At 30.6% G+C, this 24,519-nt stretch carries 25 protein-coding genes; 20 read left to right on the forward strand and 5 right to left on the reverse strand.

Annotation, left to right across the window (positions count from 1 at the left end; genetic code table 11):
* Positions 1-2: 2 nt before the first annotated feature.
* On the reverse strand, positions 3-3,248 hold the full coding sequence (locus tag ACOQN8_RS08085) for a hypothetical protein (RefSeq protein WP_420552290.1): 3,246 nt from the start codon (positions 3,246-3,248) through the stop codon (positions 3-5).
* 374 nt (positions 3,249-3,622) lie between these two features.
* Between ACOQN8_RS08085 and ACOQN8_RS08090 the strand changes: the two genes are divergently transcribed.
* The 18 genes from ACOQN8_RS08090 to ACOQN8_RS08175 all read left to right on the forward strand — a co-directional run bounded on the left by ACOQN8_RS08090 (position 3,623) and on the right by ACOQN8_RS08175 (position 19,377).
* Positions 3,623-4,255 carry a hypothetical protein gene (locus ACOQN8_RS08090; protein ID WP_420552291.1) on the forward strand — a complete coding sequence of 211 codons (633 nt, stop codon included), beginning with the start codon at positions 3,623-3,625 and terminating at the stop codon, positions 4,253-4,255.
* 242 nt (positions 4,256-4,497) lie between these two features.
* The gene (locus tag ACOQN8_RS08095; protein WP_420552292.1) at positions 4,498-5,130 is read left to right on the forward strand and encodes a hypothetical protein; all 633 of its coding nucleotides are present in this window, start codon (positions 4,498-4,500) and stop codon (positions 5,128-5,130) included.
* Between the two features lie 81 nt (positions 5,131-5,211).
* Positions 5,212-5,427 (forward strand): hypothetical protein, encoded by a 216-nt coding sequence (locus ACOQN8_RS08100; RefSeq protein ID WP_420552293.1) that lies wholly within the window; start codon positions 5,212-5,214, stop codon positions 5,425-5,427.
* Between the two features lie 162 nt (positions 5,428-5,589).
* Entirely contained in the window at positions 5,590-5,949 is a 360-nt protein-coding gene (locus tag ACOQN8_RS08105) for a hypothetical protein (protein ID WP_420552294.1), read from the forward strand.
* A 65-nt stretch (positions 5,950-6,014) separates the two neighbouring features.
* Positions 6,015-6,572, forward strand: coding sequence for a hypothetical protein (locus ACOQN8_RS08110; protein WP_420552295.1), 558 nt, complete (start codon positions 6,015-6,017; stop codon positions 6,570-6,572).
* Positions 6,573-6,724: 152 nt separating this feature from the next.
* Positions 6,725-6,994, forward strand: a complete 270-nt coding sequence (locus tag ACOQN8_RS08115; RefSeq protein WP_420552296.1) for a hypothetical protein — start codon at positions 6,725-6,727, stop codon at positions 6,992-6,994.
* Positions 6,995-7,088: 94 nt separating this feature from the next.
* Positions 7,089-7,418: a YegP family protein gene (locus ACOQN8_RS08120; protein WP_150901331.1), complete on the forward strand. Its 330-nt coding sequence runs from the start codon at positions 7,089-7,091 to the stop codon at positions 7,416-7,418.
* Positions 7,419-7,643: 225 nt separating this feature from the next.
* The gene (locus ACOQN8_RS08125; protein ID WP_420552297.1) at positions 7,644-9,857 is read left to right on the forward strand and encodes a TonB-dependent receptor; all 2,214 of its coding nucleotides are present in this window, start codon (positions 7,644-7,646) and stop codon (positions 9,855-9,857) included.
* Between the two features lie 117 nt (positions 9,858-9,974).
* Positions 9,975-10,331: a DUF6678 family protein gene (locus tag ACOQN8_RS08130; protein ID WP_420552298.1), complete on the forward strand. Its 357-nt coding sequence runs from the start codon at positions 9,975-9,977 to the stop codon at positions 10,329-10,331.
* 262 nt (positions 10,332-10,593) lie between these two features.
* Positions 10,594-11,616, forward strand: coding sequence for a Holliday junction branch migration DNA helicase RuvB (gene ruvB, locus ACOQN8_RS08135; protein ID WP_272151252.1), 1,023 nt, complete (start codon positions 10,594-10,596; stop codon positions 11,614-11,616).
* Between the two features lie 15 nt (positions 11,617-11,631).
* Positions 11,632-12,933 (forward strand): hypothetical protein, encoded by a 1,302-nt coding sequence (locus ACOQN8_RS08140; protein ID WP_420552299.1) that lies wholly within the window; start codon positions 11,632-11,634, stop codon positions 12,931-12,933.
* Positions 12,934-14,664, forward strand: a complete 1,731-nt coding sequence (locus ACOQN8_RS08145; RefSeq protein ID WP_150901326.1) for a SulP family inorganic anion transporter — start codon at positions 12,934-12,936, stop codon at positions 14,662-14,664.
* Between the two features lie 9 nt (positions 14,665-14,673).
* Positions 14,674-16,083, forward strand: a complete 1,410-nt coding sequence (locus tag ACOQN8_RS08150; RefSeq protein WP_420552300.1) for an MBL fold metallo-hydrolase — start codon at positions 14,674-14,676, stop codon at positions 16,081-16,083.
* A 6-nt stretch (positions 16,084-16,089) separates the two neighbouring features.
* A complete protein-coding gene (locus ACOQN8_RS08155) occupies positions 16,090-16,467 on the forward strand; it encodes a rhodanese-like domain-containing protein (RefSeq protein ID WP_420552301.1) in 378 nt (125 codons plus the stop codon).
* 2 nt (positions 16,468-16,469) lie between these two features.
* Entirely contained in the window at positions 16,470-16,739 is a 270-nt protein-coding gene (locus ACOQN8_RS08160; protein ID WP_150901323.1) for a heavy-metal-associated domain-containing protein, read from the forward strand.
* A gap of 149 nt (positions 16,740-16,888) precedes the next feature.
* Positions 16,889-17,713, forward strand: coding sequence for an MBL fold metallo-hydrolase (locus tag ACOQN8_RS08165; protein ID WP_420552302.1), 825 nt, complete (start codon positions 16,889-16,891; stop codon positions 17,711-17,713).
* Positions 17,714-18,242: 529 nt separating this feature from the next.
* Positions 18,243-18,848 carry a helix-turn-helix domain-containing protein gene (locus tag ACOQN8_RS08170; protein WP_420552303.1) on the forward strand — a complete coding sequence of 202 codons (606 nt, stop codon included), beginning with the start codon at positions 18,243-18,245 and terminating at the stop codon, positions 18,846-18,848.
* Positions 18,849-18,921: 73 nt separating this feature from the next.
* A complete protein-coding gene (locus ACOQN8_RS08175; RefSeq protein ID WP_420552304.1) occupies positions 18,922-19,377 on the forward strand; it encodes a nuclear transport factor 2 family protein in 456 nt (151 codons plus the stop codon).
* Positions 19,378-19,611: 234 nt separating this feature from the next.
* On the opposite strand, the gene ACOQN8_RS08180 is transcribed toward ACOQN8_RS08175, so the two are convergent.
* From ACOQN8_RS08180 to ACOQN8_RS08190, 3 genes are all read right to left on the reverse strand, one after another.
* A complete protein-coding gene (locus ACOQN8_RS08180; protein ID WP_420552305.1) occupies positions 19,612-20,313 on the reverse strand; it encodes an HU family DNA-binding protein in 702 nt (233 codons plus the stop codon).
* Positions 20,314-20,495: 182 nt separating this feature from the next.
* A complete protein-coding gene (locus tag ACOQN8_RS08185; RefSeq protein WP_420552306.1) occupies positions 20,496-20,894 on the reverse strand; it encodes a DUF7674 family protein in 399 nt (132 codons plus the stop codon).
* A gap of 70 nt (positions 20,895-20,964) precedes the next feature.
* Positions 20,965-21,723: a hypothetical protein gene (locus ACOQN8_RS08190; protein WP_420552307.1), complete on the reverse strand. Its 759-nt coding sequence runs from the start codon at positions 21,721-21,723 to the stop codon at positions 20,965-20,967.
* Between the two features lie 93 nt (positions 21,724-21,816).
* On the opposite strand from ACOQN8_RS08190, the gene ACOQN8_RS08195 reads away from it, so the two are divergent.
* Complete coding sequence (locus tag ACOQN8_RS08195) at positions 21,817-22,563, forward strand: hypothetical protein (protein ID WP_420552308.1); 747 nt, start codon at positions 21,817-21,819, stop codon at positions 22,561-22,563.
* Positions 22,564-22,568: 5 nt separating this feature from the next.
* Here ACOQN8_RS08195 and ACOQN8_RS08200 read toward each other — a convergent pair whose 3' ends face one another.
* Positions 22,569-23,498: an MBL fold metallo-hydrolase gene (locus ACOQN8_RS08200; protein WP_420552309.1), complete on the reverse strand. Its 930-nt coding sequence runs from the start codon at positions 23,496-23,498 to the stop codon at positions 22,569-22,571.
* A 216-nt stretch (positions 23,499-23,714) separates the two neighbouring features.
* Here ACOQN8_RS08200 and ACOQN8_RS08205 point away from each other — a divergent pair, with 216 nt between their 5' ends.
* Positions 23,715-24,182, forward strand: coding sequence for a hypothetical protein (locus ACOQN8_RS08205; RefSeq protein WP_420552310.1), 468 nt, complete (start codon positions 23,715-23,717; stop codon positions 24,180-24,182).
* The last annotated feature ends 337 nt before the right edge of the window (positions 24,183-24,519 follow it).

Here is a 24,519-nt window from a genome sequence, read left to right on the forward strand (position 1 = left end):
TTTTAGTTTTTATAGTTGTATTTGGTTTCTTTTAAAATATTTCCATCTTTATCTTTTACGAATTGCAATCGATTAAAAATATCATACTCATAGTATATTTTTTCTCCTCTTGAATCTATTATACTAGCATTACCTACATAAGGTATGTGAGTATAGGTTGTAACATTTGAGTTTGGTAATGATTTTCTTATTTTGTGAATTTCTGATTCGATTTGACTGTTTGTTAAATTTTGCAAATAACTTAAGTCATCTGTAACACTTTTACCTAATGAAGTTAATACTTCCGCATAAGTAGCTCCTTCTATTTTAGCTATTAAAAGTGTATAATCATAGCCCCATAAATAAACTGAAGATATAGAGTTTTCATTTTTTCTGGATTCAACTAAATTTCCTTTAATGTCATATCGTTGATAAATTGCCTGTTTTTCAAGAGGATTTATCCCTTTTGAAGCTTCAATATTAGAAGTTAAATATAAATCTCCAAATTTGTTATATGCTTTTTTTCTTTCAAATAACTTTTTAGAATTTTTAAATACTTTAACACTGATAGGATCGGATAATCGATTATGACCTTTTATAATATCAAGAAATTTTTCATTAGGATGAGTGTTGATATAAGAATTTGTGAGAAAATCTTTTTCTGTTTTTATTAAGTCTCCTTTTGAATTTTCTTTTTCTATTCTATTTAATTGACGATTTGAATTATAATAATAATTTTCCGTTATATTTTGTTCACGAACATTATTATCCTCATAGAAAAAATTCTTAATAGTCATTTTCTTTTTTTGAGCATAAAACGTTGGTATTTTAGTATATTCTAATTGTATAACAAATTGTGAAGAAGAGTAATTATATCCTTGTGGTCCATAAAGTTGCTTTTTTGAATCTATTGAGTAAACTTTTGATGGTAAGAATAAGTCTGAATATTCATAATTTTCAATAGTCAGTATTTGTCCTTTCTCATTATAAATAATTTTAGAAGTTAATAAACCTCTTAAGGCATCTTTAGAAGTGTTTGCCCTGTCTACATTTGGAGAAACACTTACCCGATTCCTGAAAGGATACATGTAATGTTCTCCTTTTTCATCGTTTATTTCTAGTGGAGCTCTAAAGCTAAAATATGTTTTACCATTACCATTTTGACTAACTGTAACATTTTCATATCCAACTATTCCACCTTTAGTTCTTTTCAAAGGAGATGTAGTATGAGAGCTTCTTTTTAAGTATTCATTTACATTATGAATTTTGAAATTATCATTCAGGTAAAATTTAGAATCTGCTTGAAAATAGTTATTCCAATTGTCGATATAATGAGGGACAGTACCGTTTTTATATTCAAAATTAGTAGTATACTCATTTTTTAGGTCATTAGAAACTATTTTAGAAACTCTAAGTCCGCCTATAGCAGTTTCTGTACTAAATCTATTAAGACCAGACATAGTATAGGAATAGGTATTTAAGTCATAAAAAAACTCTTTATACCCTTTTGTAGGATATTGAATCTTTTTTAACATAAATGTTTTAGCTTTATTTAATTCTGGAGTTCTGTCTGTATTGATGCTAAATGTTTTACCAAAACGTTTACCTGTTACTATTAGTGAATTAGACGTATTATTATTATAATATCCCCATAGATCTTGTTTACTAGAATATCTTGGAGGTAATTTATCATGCTGATCGTAATAAGTAAAATCATATTTATTACTTTTAATATTATTGGAAATTTGATAAAAACTTTTTAATTTAATTCTATCATCGTTAGTTTGAAATTTTTCATATTCAAAATGAAATGATTTTACTTCCTTATCATTATTAATAAGCTTTATATTATTTATATACCATTGTTGATTGTTATAATTGTTTCCACTTTCAAAAGTTATTTTATTATCCCCCATTATTATAGAACTTAAAATTTTTGGATTTGAAACACCAAAGTTGACAGGATAAAAATATGATTTGTTTGGAGTAGAAAATAAATCTTCGAAGTCAAAAGTTTGATATCTATTATTATGATAATTAATAGTGTATGGCCCTTCTATAGAATAATTATTAGGATCATGAATTTGGTTTAGATATTTTTTTTGATAAGATCTTATATAGTCTATTCTATCTTCTCGAGCATAAAAATCTTCTTTTGTATTAATAGATTTATAAGTTAAATTAACTTGGGATTTTGTTTTAAGAGATTGAATGCTAGATAAATTCCATTTAGAAATAAAAAACCTTTCGTTTTTTATAAAGCTACTACCATGAATACTTGGTTTATATTCTTTAAGGTTTGGCATTGCATCAAAACTATCTTTTGTCACTTCTTCTTTAGTGTCATATCCAAAAAAAGCTACTCCTCCCCATTTTGAGCCTATATTTTTACTAAAAGAAGTTTCAGTAAACTCATTATTATTTAAAAAATTATGCTTCAAACCATTTGGAGTTATAATTACCCAAGAATTACTTTCTGAAAGAGGCCCTATTGCAGGAAGTATTTTTACATTAGGATTACCAGAAATAATTAATGGAGCCCCAACACTATCTAAAACAAAGCTCCCAGAGAAATTAGGAACTGAGTAATGAAAAATATCTGGTTGAGTATTATAACCATCCCAATTTCTACCTCCAACGATTAACATTTTTTTGAATAACTGTTCATGAATATAACCTTCTTGATATTTTTGATTACCTGGAACAAGAGATTCAGTATAACAAGATAAAGGAACGGTCTCATTTTCTAATAGATAGTTTTTAATACTTTCAAAAGTTGTGTTTTTATTAAAACAATTACCGTTTGTAAATGATAGAAAAGGACCATGCGATACTGTATTTGGTAAATGAGAGAAAGATAAATCGCAAAATCGCCCGAAATTACTTTCATTAATACCGTCATATAAATTTTCATCTGGATTTCCCCTCAATTCTCTAATGATATAACCTCCAGCATTTATTGTCCATCCTAAGCCTATTTCACTATCGCGTTCATTAACTTTAATTCCATCTTTTTTGTAATTAAGTGAAATAGGTAAATTAATGTCTCTATATTTAGGGTCAAGTATATTTAAGTTAACGTTTAACATCCCTGTATATAAATTAACTAAATCGTTATTAGAGAAAGAGTTTTTTATTTTATAAGAAACAGGTTTGTCTTTACTAGGCTCAACAGAACCAGGAAAGTGTGATGAAGTTTGAGAATTTCCATTGTTATAAAATAGAAATAATACAACATTCATATAAAAGAGAATAGTAGTTCTTTTCATAAGATTGATTTAAAAATGTATTAGTAATATGTAGCAATTATCTTTTTAGTTTTTCAAAAGAAATAAAGCAATTTTTTGAAGTGGCGAAGGTAAGTAAAACTTCAAAAAGAAGTTAGGTTTACTGATTATTTATTTAAAAAATGATAAATTGTTTTTATAAATATTCTTTTTAGTTTATAAGTTGCTAATTTTTATCATTAAAATGATTATTGTAAACTATTCTAACTAATAAAAACTACTTTAAGAAATTGAAGTAGTTTTTTTATTTTAGACGAAAATTGTAAAATGCTATGAGTTTTGCAGAGTTTAATTAAGTAAAAATTAATTGTGTATACCACTATTCAGAGACTAGCGTTAGAAGAGGAGATTAAAAAATGAATAAACATATATTACAAGAAATCACTTATCACACATTAACAGAAAAAGAGAAAGATTCTTTATTAGTAAATTTTAAAGGAGTCTTAAATAAGGAAATGAGTGATAGTAAATATGATAGTGAAGTTTACGTATTGAATGATAATAGAATTATTTTTGATATGATGGACATGAAAACTTTTTTATTCAATGATTTAGATGACTTAAAAAACTTTAAAAAGTTAACGTCAAAAATCGCTAAAGAGAGTGTAAAGTCAAAAATTCAAGTAAAAGACAAAAACTTTATTGATAAAATTGATTTATATACTACATTCTTTTTGAATAGTTATGATTTAGATTTTTCAGATGTTAATGAATTAAAGAAATTAGACAGTTTGTTAGAATCTTTTAATGAAAAAGAAATTCTGAAGCATAAAAACTCTCTTGTAGCTATTATAGGTTGTTTTTTGAAAGAGAATGTAATTAATGGCGAATGGATATATCTAAAAAACGACGCTGTCAATACTATTAATCCTGTAATAAATTGTGATAACGGACTCTTTGAACCAATCTATATATTAGAAGATATTGTCTACAATAAGAAGTCGTTTTTTTTGTATATCGATAATTTAATTAAAAACTATAACAGATAAATTATTATAAAAAATACCCCCGCTCCCGCTAGTTTGCAACTAGTGGTATGCAAGAGTGAGTGATTCATTAATATATATTACTAAAACTACCTTAATATAAATTAGGGTAGTTTTTTTATTTTAGACGAAAATTGTAAAATGCTATGAGTTTCTCAGAGTTTAATTAAATAAAAATTAAATGTATTTACCACTAGTCAGAGACTAGTGGTAGCGAGAAGAACAAAAACCTGAACAATAAAATAATGACAAATACAGAAATAAAAAGAATATATGAGAATCACTTAAAAGATGTTTTTCCTAATAGTTTTATATTAAAGGAAGGTGTACTTTATAATAAAGATATAAATGAATTATTAGTAGGGTTTTGTTTTGAGAAATCAGGTTTTCACAAAGATGAAGTTTATGTGTGGTCTTTTGTAATGCCTTTGTATGTTGAAAATGAGGATTTAAGTTTGACTTTAGGAAAAAGGATGGAAATTAAAAAAAATGGAGGAGTATGGCATTTGAAAAATAACTCTGATATAGATAAAACAATTTCGGAATTAAAGTCTTTAATAAAAAAAGAATTAAAAGGCTTTTTGTCAAAAATAAAAACTTCAGAAGATTTATATGATTATTTTAAAAATAAGAAAGTAAAAAATATAAGAATTAAAGAAGCTTTAGTTTATTCAGCAATTCATTCTGATAATAAAAAAGGAAAGAAGATTCTATCAGGATTTATTAAAGAACTTAAAAAAGAAGATTTGGAAATAGGTTGGATTAAAAGTATTTTAGAAAATATGGTATACTTAGAAAAAGAATATGAAAATAAGAATGATTTAAATGTTTTTTTTAACAAAAACATAGAGCAAACAAAACTTAATTTGAAATTATAAAGGCTTAAATTATTTGGTTCTTGCCCCACTTTCGTACGATTCCATCGTGCGATAAAAGAAAATTAAAATTTGAATATAATTATGAAAAAAGAAGCAGATTGTTGGGAATTTAAATTTTGCTTAGAAAAAGCAAATGGAGAACGATTATCAGAAAAGAAAGCTCGCGAATTAATGGAGGTTATCATTTCTTGGGCAGAAGAAAATAGTAATCAAGTTGGAGGTGGTTATTCTGGAGTGAACGATGAAGATGTTATTGATAAATCTCCACTATTTCCAATTTTAGAAGAGGAAGAATAGAAATTGTAGTTATAAGATAATCAATGAAAAAAATACAGTGCATTCATAGCAACCCAGTAGAAGCAGGTTAGATAACGTAGATGTATTTAAGTTTTATAAATAGAATTCCACATGATACAATCGTGCGGGAGCAAGAGGTAATAATAGTTTAAATAATTGGGAATGAAATACATATTAAGTTTTGTAGTAGTTTACTTTTTAACAAGTATTTATTTGGAAGACTATAACTTCGATAAAGTTTTTATTTTTTCTTTAGAAGCATTATTAACCAGCTTATTTTTAACCTTATTAGGTTTTATAAGTTTTTTCAGGGCACCTAATGAGAAAAAAGGTATTATTATCATAAAGTTTTTAGTTTCCATTGTACTGGTGGTTATTTTTTATAAAATAACATCTACTTATTTTCAAAAGTATATTAAATTATGGAGTTTGATTGCCTTACCTATTTCGTTTATGATAATGAATTTTATAGAATATGGTAAAAAAAACGGTCTAAAAGCTAAGGAAGAACATAACTCTTAGATAAAAAATAATATCTCCTGTTCCTGCTAGTTTGTCTAGTGACAGAAAAGGAATTTTAAGTAATTATGAGAAAAATATTTTTTATTACTATTTGTATTTTGTTTTATTCTTGTAAACAAAATAATGCACCTAGATTAGAAAAGGAAATGATTGAGAAAATTCAAAATTCAAAATATCATTTATTTAAAGGTGTTACAATTGAAGCAAGAAGTAAAAAGCAAAATGTATTTATAGCTCCATTCATGAAAAAAGAAGAAAATGGAGTTGAGTACCTACTTCCAAACTTTGAGTATTATAGATGTACTGAACCTACTTTGGAGTGTTTAAAAGAGAATACGAATAAAAAATTCGATATCAAATCCTTCAGTTATCAATATAAGAAACAAAACAAATCATATTCATTTGTTAATGATTATACTTCTAAGATATTTGAGGAATATGAAAAGATAAATATACCTAAAATAGTAAGTAAAGAATCAATTGGAGATTGTATCATATTTTTTATAAATAATAATTATTTAGTTTATGCTTCGGATATAAGCAATATCAATAATGAAAAATGGATCTCAAGACTTATTGACGAGAACAAAATTGATCCAAATTGGTACCTAATAAAGAAATAAGTAACATCATGTTTTCTTACAAACCCTCCGCTCCCGCCAGTTTACAATTAGTGGCATGCAAGAGTGAGTGATTCATTAATATATATTATTAAAACTATCTTAATACAAATTAGGGTAGTTTTTTTAATTTAGACGAAAATTGTACTAAAGGAATGAATAAAGCTATTTTAAAAAAATATCATTTAAACAAAATATTAATAATAACTATCATAGGAATTGGTTTCCAATTGTATTTTAAAAGAAGTATCTATCAAGTTATCATGGGAATGATTTCTATTTTAGCTTTTTCAATATTTATTTGCTTTTTGTATTCACAGTTTATGAAACTTAATCAAAAAGATATTTCATTTAAAAATAATTGGTGGAAGTTTTATCTAGCATTAACCATTATCCCTATGTTAAACTATTTTCTTAATGGTTAAAAAGAGATTATAGTTAATTTTAAAACAGTTTTTTCAACAATATCTATGAGAATACACATATTTGTGTATTTTTATTGATATAAAATTATATAAAATGGGAAAATTCGAAATTAAAACAGATAAGTCTGGGCAATTCAGATTTAACTTAAAAGCGGGAAATGGACAAGTAATTCTTTCAAGTGAAGCTTATACTACAAAAGCAGCTTGTAATAACGGAATTGACTCTGTAAAAACGAATTCGCAAAACGACGCTAGATTCGATAGACTAGAAGCAAAAAACGGAAGTCCATATTTTAACTTAAAGGCAGCTAACGGACAAGTAATTGGAAATAGCGAAATGTATTCAAGTAAAGATGCAATGGAAAACGGAATAGCTTCAGTAAAAAAGAATGCACCAGACGCAACAGTAGAAGATAATTCTTAAATAGAATATATATTTACAATAAGAAAAGATGAACTTAGGTTCATCTTTTTTGTTTTATAAAAGTACCATTAAAGGTTAAACCCAAAAGGAATCGTTAATAACACGTTAAAGTTTCATTAAAAGAAAGAAGCAACACGAATAAAATTTACTTTTGCAACTGAGTCGCTTTAAGGCAACTCAGTTGCAAAACAAATTCAAATATTTAAGTAAACACTAGCCGTGAGAATGAAACAACTAATCACAATTTGTTGTGCTTTGCTGGCACAGCAAATCTTTGCACAAACGCTAAAAGGAAAGATAGTTTCACAAGAAAACATTCCAATAACAGAAGCACATATATTAAACCTAAGTGAAAACGAAAAGCATCATACACATAGTAATGAGCGAGGGGTATTTATACTGCATCATGTAACAGTTGGAGATACCTTAGAAATAAGTCATATAAACTACAAAAGAAAAAAAATAGTAGTCGATGATTTAAAGCCTATCACAATTACATTAGAAGAGAATTTTGTTTCTCTTGAAGAAGTAACCATAGGAAAAAAACTAAATGCATTGAATGTACTTACGGCGGTAGATATACAAACCAATCCGGTAAATTCATCGCAAGAAATATTACAAAAGGTACCGGGACTGTTTATAGGACAGCATGCAGGAGGAGGAAAAGCAGAGCAAATCTTTTTAAGAGGATTTGATATTGATCACGGTACAGATATTACCATTACTGCCGATGGAATGCCTGTAAACATGGTGTCGCATGCACACGGACAAGGGTATGCCGATTTACACTTTGTAATTCCAGAAACAGTAGATAAAATAGACTTTGGAAAAGGAGCTTATTATGCAGATAAAGGAAACTTTAATACAGCGGGTTATGTAAACTTTAAAACCAAAAACCGATTAGCTTCAAATGTCATAAAGTTAGAAGTAGGACAGTACAATTCGCAACGATTGTTAGGAATGTTTAGTTTGTTAAACAACAACAAGGAAAGTGCCTACATTGCTTCAGAATATATATTAACTGATGGATATTTCGACAGCCCACAAAACTTTCATAGGTTAAATGTTTTTGGAAAGTATACCAATAATGTAACCGATACAGATAAGGTAGGATTCACCGTGTCGCACTTTACAAGTAAATGGGATGCATCAGGGCAAGTTCCTCAACGAGCAATTAATAGTGGGTTAATTACACGTTTCGGTGCCATAGACGATACCGAAGGAGGAACAACAAGTCGTACCAATCTTTTAGTAACTTATGATAAGGTAATCTCAGAAATATCGTCAATCAAAAACAAGTTATTTTACAATAAGTATAATTTTGAACTGTTTTCAAACTTTACCTTTTTCTTAGACGATCCAGTAAACGGAGATCAAATCAAACAAAAAGAAACACGTAATATCTTTGGTTTTACAAGTGATTATACTCAAGACTTTAATAATATAGATGGTAATTTTACAGCAGGAATTAGCTTGCGAAACGATAGAAGTTTTAACAACGAATTATCGCACACCGCTAACAGAAGTCAAACATTGAATCAAATTCAGTTTGGAGACATCAACGAAACCAATATGGGAGTTTACGCTGGAGCAAACTTTAACTTTGGTAAGTTTACAATTAATCCAGCTTTACGTTTAGACTATTTCAACTTCGAATACAACGATGCTTTACAAACCAACTACAAAACGCAGTCGGAAACACAAAGTATATTAAGTCCAAAACTAAATATCTTTTATAACTATAATTCAGATTTACAATTATACTTAAAAACAGGAAAAGGATTTCATTCAAACGATACACGAGTAGTGGTAGCACAAAAAGGAAATACTATTTTACCAGCTTCTTACGGATTCGATGCAGGGTTTATTTGGAAACCAACACCTAAATTGTTAATCAATACGGCTTACTGGTATTTATTCTTAGAGCAAGAGTTTGTCTATGTTGGAGATGCAGGAATAGTAGAGCCTAGCGGAAAAACACAACGACAAGGTATAGATCTAAGTTTAAGATACGAACCAGTAAACCAGCTGTACTTCAATTTAGATGCAAACTATTCGCATGCAAGAGCAACAGAAGAAGCAAGCGGACAAGATTACATACCGTTAGCACCAGACTTTACATTAACTAGTGGACTAACCTATAAAAGCAAGTCAGGATTATATGGAGGAGTACAACTAAAACATATAAATGACAGACCGGCAAATGAAGATAATTCAATAGTAGCTGAGGGGTATACGGTAACCGATTTGAATGTAGGATACCAGTTTAAAAATGTAACCTTAGGATTACAAGTACAAAACTTATTTGATGTAGCTTGGAATGAAGCACAGTTTGCAACAGAATCACGTTTGCAAAATGAGGTGAACTCAGTAGAGGAAATTCACTTTACACCAGGAACACCGTTTTTCTTAAGAGGATCGATAACCGTGAATTTTTAAAAGAACCATAAAATAACAAAGCAGAAAGATGAACTTAGGTTCATCTTTTTTGTTTTTTAAAGAATATGATTAATTTTCGCAAAATTGTATTACAACATATATTTTAAGTTGATAATTATGAAAAGCAAAAAGATGTTAGAGAAGGTATATGAAATAGTTAAAGAGAAAAACTGTACAATTAGATTCAACTGGTTTTATGATCCAGACTATGAAGTATCAGATTGGAATAATTATTTGAACTTTCCTATAGAGGGATATTTTGAGCCTCAGCACATTGGTCCTATAAAAATTAATCAATGGAAGTGGTTGGAAATAAACCCTATTGAAATTAAAGTTGTAGGAAAATTAATTCAGAACAAAGAAGTTGATCATTCAATAGAAATAATTAGAATGTTAAAAGAGAATAACATTAGTTTCTCTCAAAACAGGAAATATTTAAGAGTAGAAAATACTTGGTTTGTAGCAGAAATATAATAAGAGGTTATTTAATAGAGTTTAATTATATAAATTCAAATTGTAGATAAAAAAGATATACTTCTAACGATAAAACAAAACTTTTTTAACCTTCCCAAAAGAATAAATTCAATAGCCTAAGCAACTTAGAAAAAAGCACAGGTTTCAGAGGCTTTTTAGGGCTAAAACATTAAGTACTAATATGTATCTTAGCACCCATAAAGTCATCAAAGTAACTTTTATTACAAACCTAAAATAATATTTCAAGTATATTTGTGCGTGTATGAATGAAAATCTAAATCCTGAAAATACAAACTTTTCAAATGAAGAATTAGACGTAGAAAAGAAGTTACGTCCGTTGTCATTTGACGATTTTACAGGTCAAGATCAAGCGATTGAGAATTTAAAAATATTTGTAGAGGCAGCCAATCAAAGAGACGAGGCATTAGACCATGCATTGTTCCATGGACCTCCAGGTTTGGGAAAAACAACTCTAGCCAATATTTTAGCAAATGAGTTGGGAGTAGGCATCAAAGTAACTTCTGGTCCAGTATTAGACAAGCCAGGAGACTTAGCAGGATTGTTAACCAACTTGGACGAGCGTGATGTATTATTTATAGATGAGATTCACCGATTAAGCCCAATAGTTGAGGAGTACTTATACTCGGCAATGGAAGATTATAAAATAGATATTATGATCGAATCAGGGCCAAATGCACGTACGGTGCAAATAAACTTAGAGCCATTTACATTAGTAGGGGCCACAACGCGTTCGGGATTACTTACAGCTCCAATGAGAGCACGTTTTGGAATCAGCAGTCGTTTACATTATTATTCAACAGAATTACTAACTACCATTATACAGCGTAGTGCACATATATTAAAAGTACCAATTTCAATGGAAGCAGCTATAGAAATAGCGGGTAGAAGTAGAGGTACACCACGTATAGCCAATGCATTGTTGCGAAGAGTACGAGACTTTGCACAAATAAAAGGCGATGGAACCATAACCATAGAAATAGCAGTATATGCATTAAAAGCATTGAATGTAGATGCCCATGGATTGGACGAAATGGATAATAAAATATTAACAACAATTATCGATAAATTCAAGGGAGGACCAGTAGGAATAACCACATTAGCAACAGCAGTAGCAGAAAATGCAGAAACCATAGAAGAGGTATATGAACCATTTTTAATTCAGCAAGGATTTATAATGCGAACACCTCGAGGAAGAGAAGTAACCGATTTAGCCTATAAGCATTTAGGCAGAATAAAAGGATCAAGTCAAGGGGAATTGTTTTAAAAAGAAAAGGTACGTATGGGAGAAAATAAGGGAAATAGTAATAATACGTGGTTACAACGTTTAAAAGACGAAAGTTGGGAGGCAGAACTATTGGTATCGGCTATCGCAATATTTGGTACATTTAAATTGTTCGATATTATATCGTGGGTTACTAATTTCTTTATAGACACTTTACATCCCAGTCAGTACTTTGTAGCATATTTTATAGTCACTTTTGGATTGTTAGCAGTAAGTATACTAGCAGCAATGTTTGTAATTCATTTTGTATTACGAGCTTATTGGATTGGTTTGGTCGGATTAAATTCCGTGTTTCCCGATTATAGTATAGAAGACAGTGCCTATTCAAAGATATATACAGAAAAGATACTATCCATATTACCAAAGTTAAAAGATTCAATTAAAAAGGTAGACGAACTGTGTAGTGTAATTTTTTCAGTAGCCTTTACATTTCTACTAATCTATGCTTACTCAGCAATTTTTTCGAGTTTGTATTTATTGTTATTCAATTTGTTGGTGCCATATGTAGATGCTTTTATATTATTAATTCCAGCAGGAATCATCATCATAGGAGCCTTTACACAAACCATTCTAACATTTTTCTCCAACCTTAAAATGAATAAGGAAAAAGAAGGCTTACAAATTCTAAACTTTAAACTCGTAAAGTTTGTATCTATGATTATGTTTGGGCCTTTGTATAAAAACATACTTCAGGTTTCCATGATATTTGGATCTAACTTTAAGAAGAAAAAGAGTATAGTATATTTAATATTGGTTTTCGCTGTAGCAGGAATATTCATGTTTGCAGTGCAGCTAAAAGATACAAATACGCTTCATTTAATTTCAAAAAATAAAAGATACGATAGTACTAGAGCTTATGCAGATTTTTACAAATCGGACAATGAGAAAAATGATTTCTTACTAACACCAGAAATAGAATCACACAAAGTAACTTCCAATACATTAGAGCTGTTTATACCCGTGTATGAATACGAACTAAAAATACGAAAGGAAAATTGTGGAGACTATCAGGAAGACGATAAGAAATCAGACATAGAACAAAAAGAAGCAAGAATACAGCATTTATTAGATTGTTATAAATCATACAACATCGTTTCATTAGATGGAAAGAAACTAGACGTAGAATTTCTACGTTATAACAATCACCCAAGAACCAATCAGTTTGGTTTGGTATGCTATTTAGATTTAAATGAGATATCTAAAGGAATACATAAAATAAAGGTTGAAAAGAAAAGTTATGATAAGAATTATTTAGAATGGACCATTCCGTTTTATTATAATTTTAATGAAAAGAGATAGATGAAGTTATTAAAAAAGCTCATACCAATACTAGAGTGGTTACCCAACTATAGGAAGTCGCAATTAAGAGGCGATGTAGTAGCGGGTATTACGGTGGCTATAGTATTAATTCCACAGGGAATAGCTTATGCATTAATTGCTGGCTTACCACCTATATACGGATTATACGCAGCTTTGGTACCACAGTTAATGTATGCAGTTTTCGGATCGTCTCGTCAAGTGGCCATAGGGCCAGTGGCAATGGACTCGTTAATAGTAGCCACAGGAGTTTCTACTTTAGCCTTAATAGGTTCCGAAAGTTATATAGCCATTGCCATATTACTAGCATTGCTGGTAGGAGGAATACAGTTTTTAATGGGGATTTTCCGTTTAGGGTTTATTGTAAACTTTTTATCAAGGCCAGTAATTATCGGGTTTACCTCAGCAGTAGCATTGATAATCGGACTAAATCAGTTTAGAAACTTATTAGGTGTAGAGTTTTTACAAAGCGATCAAATTCACATTTTATTAGAAGACATTATTGCTAGATTCATGTATTTCAATACACCAACAACCATTATTGGTATTATAGCGTGTATTATTATCATGATTTTTAGAAAGATCAATAAAAAAATACCCAATGCCTTAATTGTAGTGGTCTTAGGAATTGTAGCTGTTCGATATTTCGGGAATCACTTTTCAGAAGTAGCCATTGTAAAAGATATTCCTTCAGGATTGCCAAAGTTTGTAATGCCTGTAATAGATATTGCTTTAATAAGAGAACTAATGCCTATTGCTGGAACCTTAGTAATGGTAGGATATTTAGAAACTATTTCTATAGGAAAAACCTTAGAAGTAAAGCAAGACGAATATAGAGTACGACCAAATCAGGAATTGGTAGCTTTAGGGTTGAGTAATATTGTAGGATCGTTGTTTCAATCCTATCCATCAACATCAAGTTTTTCGCGTTCGGCAATTAATGAAGAAGCGGGAGGAACAACAGGAGTATCGGCAATAGTATCGGCTATCATTGTAGTGCTTACCTTATTGTTTTTAACACCGGTGTTTTATCACTTACCAAAAACAATTTTAGCAGCTATCATTATTGTAGCGGTATTTAACTTAATTAATGTAAAAGAAGCCAAAAGGTTATGGAAAGCCAACAATTTAGATTTCTGGCTGTTGGTAGCTACGTTCTTTTCAACATTAATCTTTGGTATAGAATATGGTATTGTAATGGGAGTAGGATTATCGTTGATAGTCTTAATATTTAGAACATCAAGACCCTATGTTACTGAATTAGGAAAAGTACCGAACTCAGATTTTTACCGAAACAAAAACAGATTTAACGAAGTAGAAATAGACAAAGAAGTATTGGTATTCCGTTTCGATGCCCAATTGTTTTATGCCAATGCCAGTTACTTTAGAGATACCTTGGAGGAAATGACAGAAGAAAAGGGAGAAGCTTTAAAGTTAATCGTGTTAGATGCAGAAAGCATTAACCGCGTAGATAGTACAGGAATAGAAATGCTTAAAGAACGAATTAAGTATTATAATAAAAGAGGAGTAGAGTTTTATTTAGCAGGAGTTAAAGGACCTGTTAGAGATGCATTCTTTAGAGGAGGTTTATTAGACATTATTAGTATAAACCACCTTTTTATGAGAGTAAATGGAGCTGTAAACTTCTTTAAAACAGGAGATAATCAAAATCAAAAGAAATACGCTCAGTATATCCACCAAGCGTATGAATAATTTAATATTATGAAGATAGAGCAAATTTATACAGGTTGTTTAGCACAAGGAGCATACTACATTGAAAGCAATGGAGAGGCTGCTATTATTGATCCCTTAAGAGAGGTACAACCTTATATAAACAGAGCTGAAAAAGATGAAGCGAAGATTAAGTACATTTTTGAAACTCATTTTCATGCCGATTTCGTGAGTGGTCACGTAACCTTGGCAGAGAAAACAGGAGCTTCCATTGTATTTGGGCCTACGGCAAACCCAAAGTTCAACACGCATATTGCAACAGACAACGAGGAGTTTACCATAGGAAATGTAACTATAAAAGCATTGCACACTCCAGGACATACCATGGAGAGTACTACTTATTTATTAATAGATGAGGAAGGAAAGGAGCATGCAATATTTAGTGGAGATACCTTATTCTTAGGAGATGTAGGACGTCCAGACTTAGCACAAAAAGCAGCAAGCTTAACGCAAGAAGAGTTAGCGGGAATGTTATACGATAGCTTACGAACTAAAGTAATGACTTTAGGAGATGATGTAATAGTATACCCAGGACACGGAGCAGGATCGGCATGTGGAAAGAACCTAAGTAAAGAAACTGTAGGATCTATAGGAGAGCAAAAGAAAACAAACTATGCTTTACGTGAAAACATGACTCGTGAAGAGTTTATTGCTGAAGTAACAGATGGATTGTTACCACCGCCAGCATACTTCCCATTGAATGTAAAAATGAACAAGGAAGGATACCAATCGATTGATGAGGTAATTAAAAGTGGAGCCAAAGCATTATCGGTAGATGAGTTTGAAAAAGCAGCTAACGATACAGAGGCAATTGTATTAGATGTACGTCACCAATTCGATTTTGTCAAAGGATTCATCCCACAATCAATATTTATAGGATTAGGCGGAACCTTTGCACCATGGGTAGGAGCTTTAATAAAAGACGTAACACAACCAATATTATTGGTAACACCAAAAGGAGATGAAGAAACAACCATTACACGTTTATCGAGAGTAGGATTTGACAATGTAGTAGGATATTTAGATGGAAGTTTTGAGGCTTGGGCAGCATCTGGTAAAGAAGTAGATACAATGCGTTCGGTATCGGCAGTAGCATTAGAAGAAGCAATGAAAAACGATGCGAAAGTATTTGATGCACGTAAACCAGGAGAGTATGCCAATGAGCATATCGTAGACGTACCAAGTACACCGTTAGATTTCTTAAACGATCATATAGCGGAGTTCCCAACAAAAGAAGATTTTTATATCCACTGTGCAGGAGGATACCGTTCGGTAATCGCAGCATCAATCTTAAAAGCGAGAGGATATCATAATGTAATAGATGTAGCAGGAGGATACAAGGCAATTAAAGAAACTAATATTGAGAGAACAGCCCAAGTTTGTCCTTCAACATTAAAATAATTTAAGATGAAAAAGTACGTTTTAATACTAGTAAGTATACTAGCCATTGCAATGTCGTGTAAATCGAAAAACGAAGGCGTAAAAGATATTACGGTAGAAGATTTACAAGTGGTTTTAAAAAACGAAGCCGACATTCAGTTGTTAGATGTACGTACACCACCAGAATGGGCACATGGTATTATTAAAAATGCGACAGAAATAAATGTAACATCAGATGGTTTTAAAGAGGAAGCTTTAAAAAAGTTAGACAAAACAAAACCAGTATATATTTATTGCCGATCGGGTGGAAGAAGTAAAATAGCTTCGGAAATGTTATCGAAAGAAGGCTTTGAAACTTATAATATTTTAGGAGGCTATTTAGAATGGAAAGAGAAAAATAAGTAATCATGAAACAAGAAGTATATATAGAAAACCTAAAGTGCGGTGGTTGTGCAAACACCATTGTAAACGGAGTAAGTAGCATAAAAGGAGTAGACAACGTTGCCGTAAGCGTAGAAGACTCATTAGTTACCTTTGTAAGTAACGAGGCTACACTAGGATTGGTAAAAGAAAAATTATCAAAACTAGGTTATCCAGAAGTAGGAGCAGACAATACGGTATTGCACAAAGCAAAATCGTTTGTAAGCTGCGCTGTAGGAAGAGTACAAAAATCATAAAAATAAAAATCCCGAGTTCTTTACTCGGGATTTTTTATACTATATATTTAATAAAACCACTCGCTTATCAAAATGGTAGGTATTCGTAAATAATTGGTAGCCTAATAACAGGAGAAAGGGAGGATCTTTGCAGAAATAAAATTTTAAAAATGAGAAGATTACCTATAGTGCTCATAGCCATTATGCTATTAACAGCCTGTCAGCAATTAAAAACAACGAATATGGAACCGGTAAGCATCCAACTAATAAGAAACGCAACTTTAAAACTAAACTACAACGGAAAAACCTTTTTGGTAGATCCATCATTATCGCCAAAACACAGTTTTATGTCGTTTGTAGTGCCTAACAAAAACCTAAACCCAACTGTAGATTTACCTTTACCAGTTAGCGACATTACCAAAGGGTTAGATGCTGTTTTAGTAACGCATACACACTTAGATCACTTTGATGAAGGAGCAAAAAAAGCATTAGATAAAAGTTTGCCATTGTTTGGACAGCCTTTTGATAAAAAAGTTTTAGAAGAAAGTCCGTTTACCAAGGTACAGTTGGTGGAAGAAAAAGCAGTATTTGAAGGAACAACAATTATCCGTACCAAAGGAAAACACGGACCAGATCAGTTATTAAAAGCACTAGGAGAAGTATCGGGCTTTGTATTGCAAGCTAAAGGATACCCAACAGTATATATTGTAGGCGATTGCCTTTTAGATGAAGAGATTAAGAGTACCATCCAAAAATACAATCCAGCAATAATTGTTGTAAATTCGGGAGGTGCAGAATACGGAGGTGCACAAATATTAATGGATGAAAAAAGAGCAGTAGAAGTAGCCAAGTTAGCACCCAAAGCAAAAGTAATAGCTGTACATATGGAATCTTTAGACCATTGTAAAACTACTAGAGATATGGTACGCCAAGAAGCACAAAAAGAAAAGGTAAGTATCTTAGTGCCTAACGATGGAGAAACTATAGTATTATAAAACTATAGGTTATTTTAAGCTAAAAATACAAGAGCTATATATATTAATAATGCTATACTAAGAACAATTATTATCCAAGTTTTTAAACGTTTAGTTTTTTTATCTAAAAAAGGAGCAGGATAAACATTACTAATTATTAAGAATATTAAGATAAATAAAAGTAAAAGATTTTTCATAGCATAAATGATTTTGGCAAATATAAAAACTAACTGTAGATTAATTTATATCTTATTCTAAAAATAGAAAATGGAATATTTAGAGTTTAACAAAACCATATGTGGGGTTAATTTACACCTCAACGCCATCGACTTTCAGTCCGAATGTCCGTTTGAATTAACCAATGCAACGGTGTCGGCAGATTTCTTTCAGATTTTCTTCTTAAAAAAGGCGGAAGGTAAAAAAGGCGGAAGGTTTTTTACAACTCAATGATGAAAAGATAGCCCTAAAACCCAACAGTATTATTTTTATATCAAAACATCAGCACCATTCGTGGCATGCTGATGTTGCTACGTTTGAAGGGCAACTGTTATTGTTCCAAGACAACTTTTTAAACGACTTCTTTTCCGATCAATATTTTATTTTCCGATTGCTATACTTTTACCAAACTGAGTTTCCTTTAGCAATAGAAGTAGCTCCGTCTTATATGGACGATAACTTATTAAAGTTACGAGAGATTAAACACGAGTTGGTACACCCTAAAAGCGATAGTGTACACATTATACGATCCTTATTGTACTATATCTTAATATCGTTAAATAGAAATTACTTCGAAATCAATAAGTTCAATGAGGCTATTTCATTAGACAATACAGCCTATCAATTTCGAAAGTTGGTAGAAAAACACATCCATACTCACCAACGAGTGGAAGACTACGCGGGAATGATGAAAATAAGTCGAATATCGCTAAACAAAGCGGTAAAAGCACAGTTCAATGTAACGGTTACCGACTTTATCAAATCGAGACTCCTATTTGAAGTAAAAATGAAACTCATACATACTTCAAAAACGATCTCGGAAATAGCGGACGAATTGCATTTTTCAGAATCCAATCACTTATCGAGGTTTTTTAAATTAAAAACTGGGCAATCGCCCAAAGAGTACCGAATCGATTATCAAAATGGTATCTATTCGTAAGAAAACGGTAGCCTATAACTAGGGAAAGTGGAGCATCTTTGTACTAAGAAAAGAATTGATAAAACAAGCATCAATGAAACACTTAACACAAATATGTTTAATCATCTTAACCGTTTTTACCATGGTAGCAAAAGCACAAAATAAAACCCATACCAAAGAAGCAATTCGTAAGGCAATGGATCATTTAATAGACAGAGCCACAAATTACGATATAGAAGCTTTAGAAACCATTTATCACAAAGACTTTCATACCACATTGGTATTGCCAGATGGCGAAGTAAAAACCTATAATAAGCAAGAGTTTAAAGCGCATTTTGCCAAGCAAGCAGCTGAAGGTAAAACCCAGTTAAATACTTGGGCAGATTGGCATGATTTTCATGTTCTTGGAGACACAGCTGTTTGTGTACTTACGAGAAAACACAGCGGAATGAATGAAAAAGAAATGCAATTACTATGTAATATAGAATTACGTTTTGAAGACAATAGATGGCAAGTGTTGCGTGAAGCCATTTTCTTAAGGCCTTTGTAAAAAAGAAATAGTCTAAGCGGACTAAAATTTAACCGATAAGTATTTAAAAAGGAGAAGCCTAAGCAAAGTATTTGGAGACCACTAAGCGGAGCAAATCAAACACTATAATGAGAGAGTTGCTATAAGCGTAGTGATAATAACAGCATAACGGTCGTTATAGATAAACTATAGCGACCGTTATAATATGAAAAGAATTAGAATTTAAATAGTACTTGTTGCTAAGCTAAAAGAAACTTAAACAACAACTAGTTTAAAAGAAGTATCGCTAATACGAACTCCTTTTAAAAAGGCTTGTGGATTTGAAGTAAACTGCGATTTAATTCGAATATGATACTTCCCAGGTAATAGTTGAGGTGCTTGTGCAATAATGTTTTTAAAGGTATTGCGAGAAAAACGAGTTACTTTAATTTCTGTTTGATCTTCTCCAACAAAATACAATCCCACACTAGGGTTTGATCCCGCTATTTTTAATCGACTTCCCAACAGTTCGAAAAGGCCTTCTGAAGTAATTTGCTGATTGGTAGTTCCAGAACCAATGTCTATTACCTGTGTAATTTGTGTATAGGTATTAGGAGCTGCAACCTTACTAATAGGCACTTCATGAAGCACACTTTTAATTAATTTTCCCGTTTTAAGCTTTAAATGAAGTTTGTGCTTTTTTTCGGAAAAGACCTCTTCATCATTATCAAAAACACCAGTTATAGAATAACTAATATTGAACAGTGGTAAGTTTACAGTATCACCATCTTTAATGCATTGTACAATGGTCTCGTAAAAAGAGTTGAGCACAGCAACAATATCTGTTTTGCCTACGGCACTTCGTTTTTCTAGCATCTTTTTAATCAGAGTAGCCTGACTTACACTGCGTGTAGCCAACACACGTGCGATGTAATTATCTTCTTCGTTTAAATGATTTTTGGTCAAATAGTACTTCATAAGTTCAACTTTAATAACATTATTTTTAGTTCATAACTAAACCTATTAGCTATGGGATGTAAGGTTATTTAAAATTGAATGTATAAAGGGAAGTTGTGGAGAAAGTGAAGGACATACAATTTCTACGTCTGCTCTAAGATACGAAATTTTTGTGTCTTATATTAGAAAAGAAGAAGTAATAACTAAAGAAAGACCTCTTTATAGCCTTGTTTGGCCATTTTATAACTTTTAAGGGTTTCTTTTTTCATCTGTTTTAAAAGATTAATTTTTAGTTCTTTTTTCATAGGGTATTCTAAAATACTAACAATAAACTCAGTCCCAATAAGACTAGATATAATGGAACTTGGATGTTTTACTAATATTTCTTCAATTAGTTCCAATAGTTTATTTGAAATAGTTTTATTTCCTAGTTCGGTTTCCTTCATCATTTTATTAGCTAGCTCATTACATATAAGCAAACCAATATAATCGTCATTGAGTTCATTTTTATGTTGCTCGAAAACTTTCATTTCTCGCAAATCAGGAAGAACTTTAAAAATTAATTCATAAAATTCAGAAAAAGTAATTTCTTTTTGATTCATTGTTTAATATTTAGAACAATTCACTCTTAATATTTATCTTTTTAAAGGTAAGAGAGCTATAATGAATATTTTACTCGTATGTGTACTTTGTTATATAATCTTCATTACTAAAGCTTCCTCTCCAGTTTACCTTTATTACTAAATCATTACTGTTATATTTATAAGTTGTAGTAGATTTTACACCATTACTTGATTGGTCAGTTAAGGTTATTAGTTTTCCTTTTTCATTATAAGTATAATTCCAAGTCATGGTCGTGTTACTATAATAATATCTAGTTTTTTTTATAGATAAACGTCCTTTTTTATCATACTTGAATGAAGTTTGACTTTCTTTCCCAATGGTGTTATTAGTTAAGATAGTTTTATCAAGTTTTGAGTTTTTGTATTTAAATTTAGTTATTGATTTTCCACTAGCCAAAGATTCACGAGTTTCTTTTAATAATTGGTTGTTTTCATTAAATTCAAACAACCAAGATGTATCGATTTCTCCATGAGAATCAATTAGTTTTTTTTCTACTAGCTGTTCTTTTGAGTTGTAATAGAAAATAATAGTATTAGATATTATACCGTTTGAGTCATATCTTAACTCTTTTGATATTTGCTTTTTATCATTATAAATTAATTCTTTTTCAACGATTTTATCTTTATCAAGAACTTTTACCAAGTCTCCATTTGTATTAAACTCTTCTATACTTTTAAGATTACCATCTTCATCAAAAGATTTAATTGTACTAATTTTGAATTTAATTCTTTCGTTTTTAGTGGTTTCTTGACTAAAAAGTATAAATATTTGAAGTGAAATTATAGTAGTTAAAATTGTCTTTTTCATTTAATAGCGTTGAAGTTATTATCGTACTAATATATTTAAAAGTAAAAACAAAAGCTCATGAAAAGAAGTTATTTTATCTTTACCTTAAAAAATATGAAAAGTAATCTTCTTCTCTTATGCACATTCCTATTATTGGTTAATTGTAATACAAGCGTAGTAGAGTATATTCCTCAAAAGGATGGGGAAAATCATACAATAGACTTTGAGTTATTTAGTATTATTCTACCAAAAGAGTTTAAATATAAAAAGGTAAAAGGAATTGATTCTTTTGTAGGAAAACTTGAAAATGGTACTTCTAGTTTTCTTTTTGACTATGGTTGGTATTCACCTAGCCCACCAAAGGATAAAGCTTCTTTTGTAAAAGAGAGTCAAAAGAGCATGGACTTTATGACGCTTCAAAAGTTTTTAAACAAAATAAATATAAAGCCATATGAAGATGAAAAAGGGAGCGTAAACTTAGATGAGATAACTAAGAAAATAAAAAACTTAAAACTACATGAGAACAACAAAACTGTAGTTTTTGAAAATGACAAGGAAAACAACTGTGAGTTTTATTACTCATTAGAGTTTGAAGGGCAGGAATATTTGATTCCGTTTTGTATTCCAGAAGAAAAGAAAGAACGGTTTAAGTATTGCGAATTACACATTGATACTATTGGGAACTATAAACGAACAATTGCTTTGTGGACAGATAAAGAGATTACAAATAGATCAAATGTAAACTTTGAACCATTAGATAAAAAGGAACCAAATGATAAGCTGTTTATAGGAATTAGAACGAATACAGAATTTAACAAAGAAGAGTTAAAGGCTATTTTTGAAACTGTAGTAGTGAGGTAAAGAGCTTATAAAGTTTTATACAACACCTCAACATAACGTTTTATCTCCGTGGTAAAGTTAGTGTACAGGTCTTTGTAAGTGGGAGTAAGTTTGCTTTCAATTCCTTTAAGAACTTCGCTTTCTGTTTTTCCTTTTCCTTTAGCTTCTTTAACCAACTTCCAAACCTTAGATAACAGATTCGCATCGCGTATTACAGCACTTCCTTTGGTAACATTTCCATGACCAGTTAGTACATGTATAGGTTGTAACTCAGCTATGGTGTTAAGCGTTTGAATTAGGTTGGGAACTTTTTTAGGATTGATAATAATAGGCATCCAGTTAGAGCTTAATACATCGCCTCCAAAGATTATTTTTTGTTGAGGTAACCATACCAATACATCACCGTGTGAGTGACCGTTACTAGAAAAAAGGAATTCGACTTCTACACCACCAAAATTCATCTTTTGATGTTCGGTAATTAGTTTGTTAGGATATAGCAAACGAGTTTTACCAATGGTGCCTTTGGTAGCTCGATTAAAAAAAGTAACATCTTCTTCTCCATACTTTTTCATGGTTTCTAAAGCTGCTTTGCTAGCAAAAATCTCAGCTTTAGAAAAGGCAGCATTCCCTAACCAATGATCGGCATGACTGTGAGAGTTAATCACCCAACGAACGGGTTTGTTCGTCACTTTTTTAATAGCGTTTTTAATCCCATTTCCAATGGTTTCTGAAGAACCAGTGTCGAATAACAACACTCCATCTTTAGTAACTATAAAATGACTGTTAGAGTTCCAACCTTTGTTTTCGGGAGTGGGTAATCCAAATGAAGGAGAAACGATACTATATACATTTTCTGCAACGGGGGTGGCTACAAAATCGAAAGATTTGGTTTGAGCATTAAAACTATGAGATAATAAACTGAAGAGAAAGAAGTAATGTATCGTTTCTTTTAACATTTGAAATCGCTATTATTAATTAATAGTTCTGTTGGTAAAATTAATTTTTAAAAGATGGTGTTGTCAATTATTAGCTTAAACCGCTACTTTGAAAGACAGATAGGTTCTTTTGATAGACGAAACCTAATTGTTGTTGTTTAAGTTATCCATTAGAAACTTATCGTTCACTTTTTGAGTATATTTGCTTCTTGTAAATGTTGTGAAAAAAACAATAAAATGATTTTAAAACGAACAATTTTTATTGTAATACTTCTCTTTACAGTTGTATTACATTGCCAAGAAGTAAAGCTGACAGATAACATTTCTTTTGAAATTAAAGAAATAAAATATAAAAAATCAATTAGAAGTGGCTTGTACTGGACATTTGCTCCTAAAGGTTATAGATACTTAGTTATTAAAGCAAAGTTTTATGGAAAAAGTGGCAAAAGAGAAAAACTACCTTTATTTGAAATGAGTTTTGCTACTCAAAAAGAAAAGTATAAAGTAAGACCTTATTTTGATGTTGGCCCTGAGTATGTTAAAGGTTATTATATAAAAGTAAGAAGAAAGAAAAATTGGGACTTGTATGTCATAATAGATGACGATTTTGAAAAAGGTGTATTGTCTTTTAAAAATAAAGAAATAATGAATATTTCTGTAAAGGAAGGTGAAAAAATAGCAGATTATAATATATTAACAGAGTAAAAGAATTACTATTACTCTTCTTTATTATTTTCGATATTTTGCTTGAGTAGTTTTATTACTTTAAGTAAATAGATTATTTAACTTATATCTTACTGTAATGGAAAATTAACTTTAATATTTTCTTTTTTTACTGATGTTTGAATGATTGAAAAAAACAAAAATCATTCATTAAGTCAACAATACGAGTATAAAAAAGTGAAATTAAAACAGGTTATTTTTGTAAAGACTTAAGTAAAACTAAATCGAATTTACCTGATTATAATGACGAGATTAAGTTTAAAGAAGTTTAGAAAATTGATAAGGAAGAGTAATAGTTGTTATGTAGTGTAAACAGCAT

This window comes from Tenacibaculum aiptasiae (genome assembly GCF_965221665.1).
GTDB classification, from domain to species: domain Bacteria; phylum Bacteroidota; class Bacteroidia; order Flavobacteriales; family Flavobacteriaceae; genus Polaribacter; species Polaribacter aiptasiae.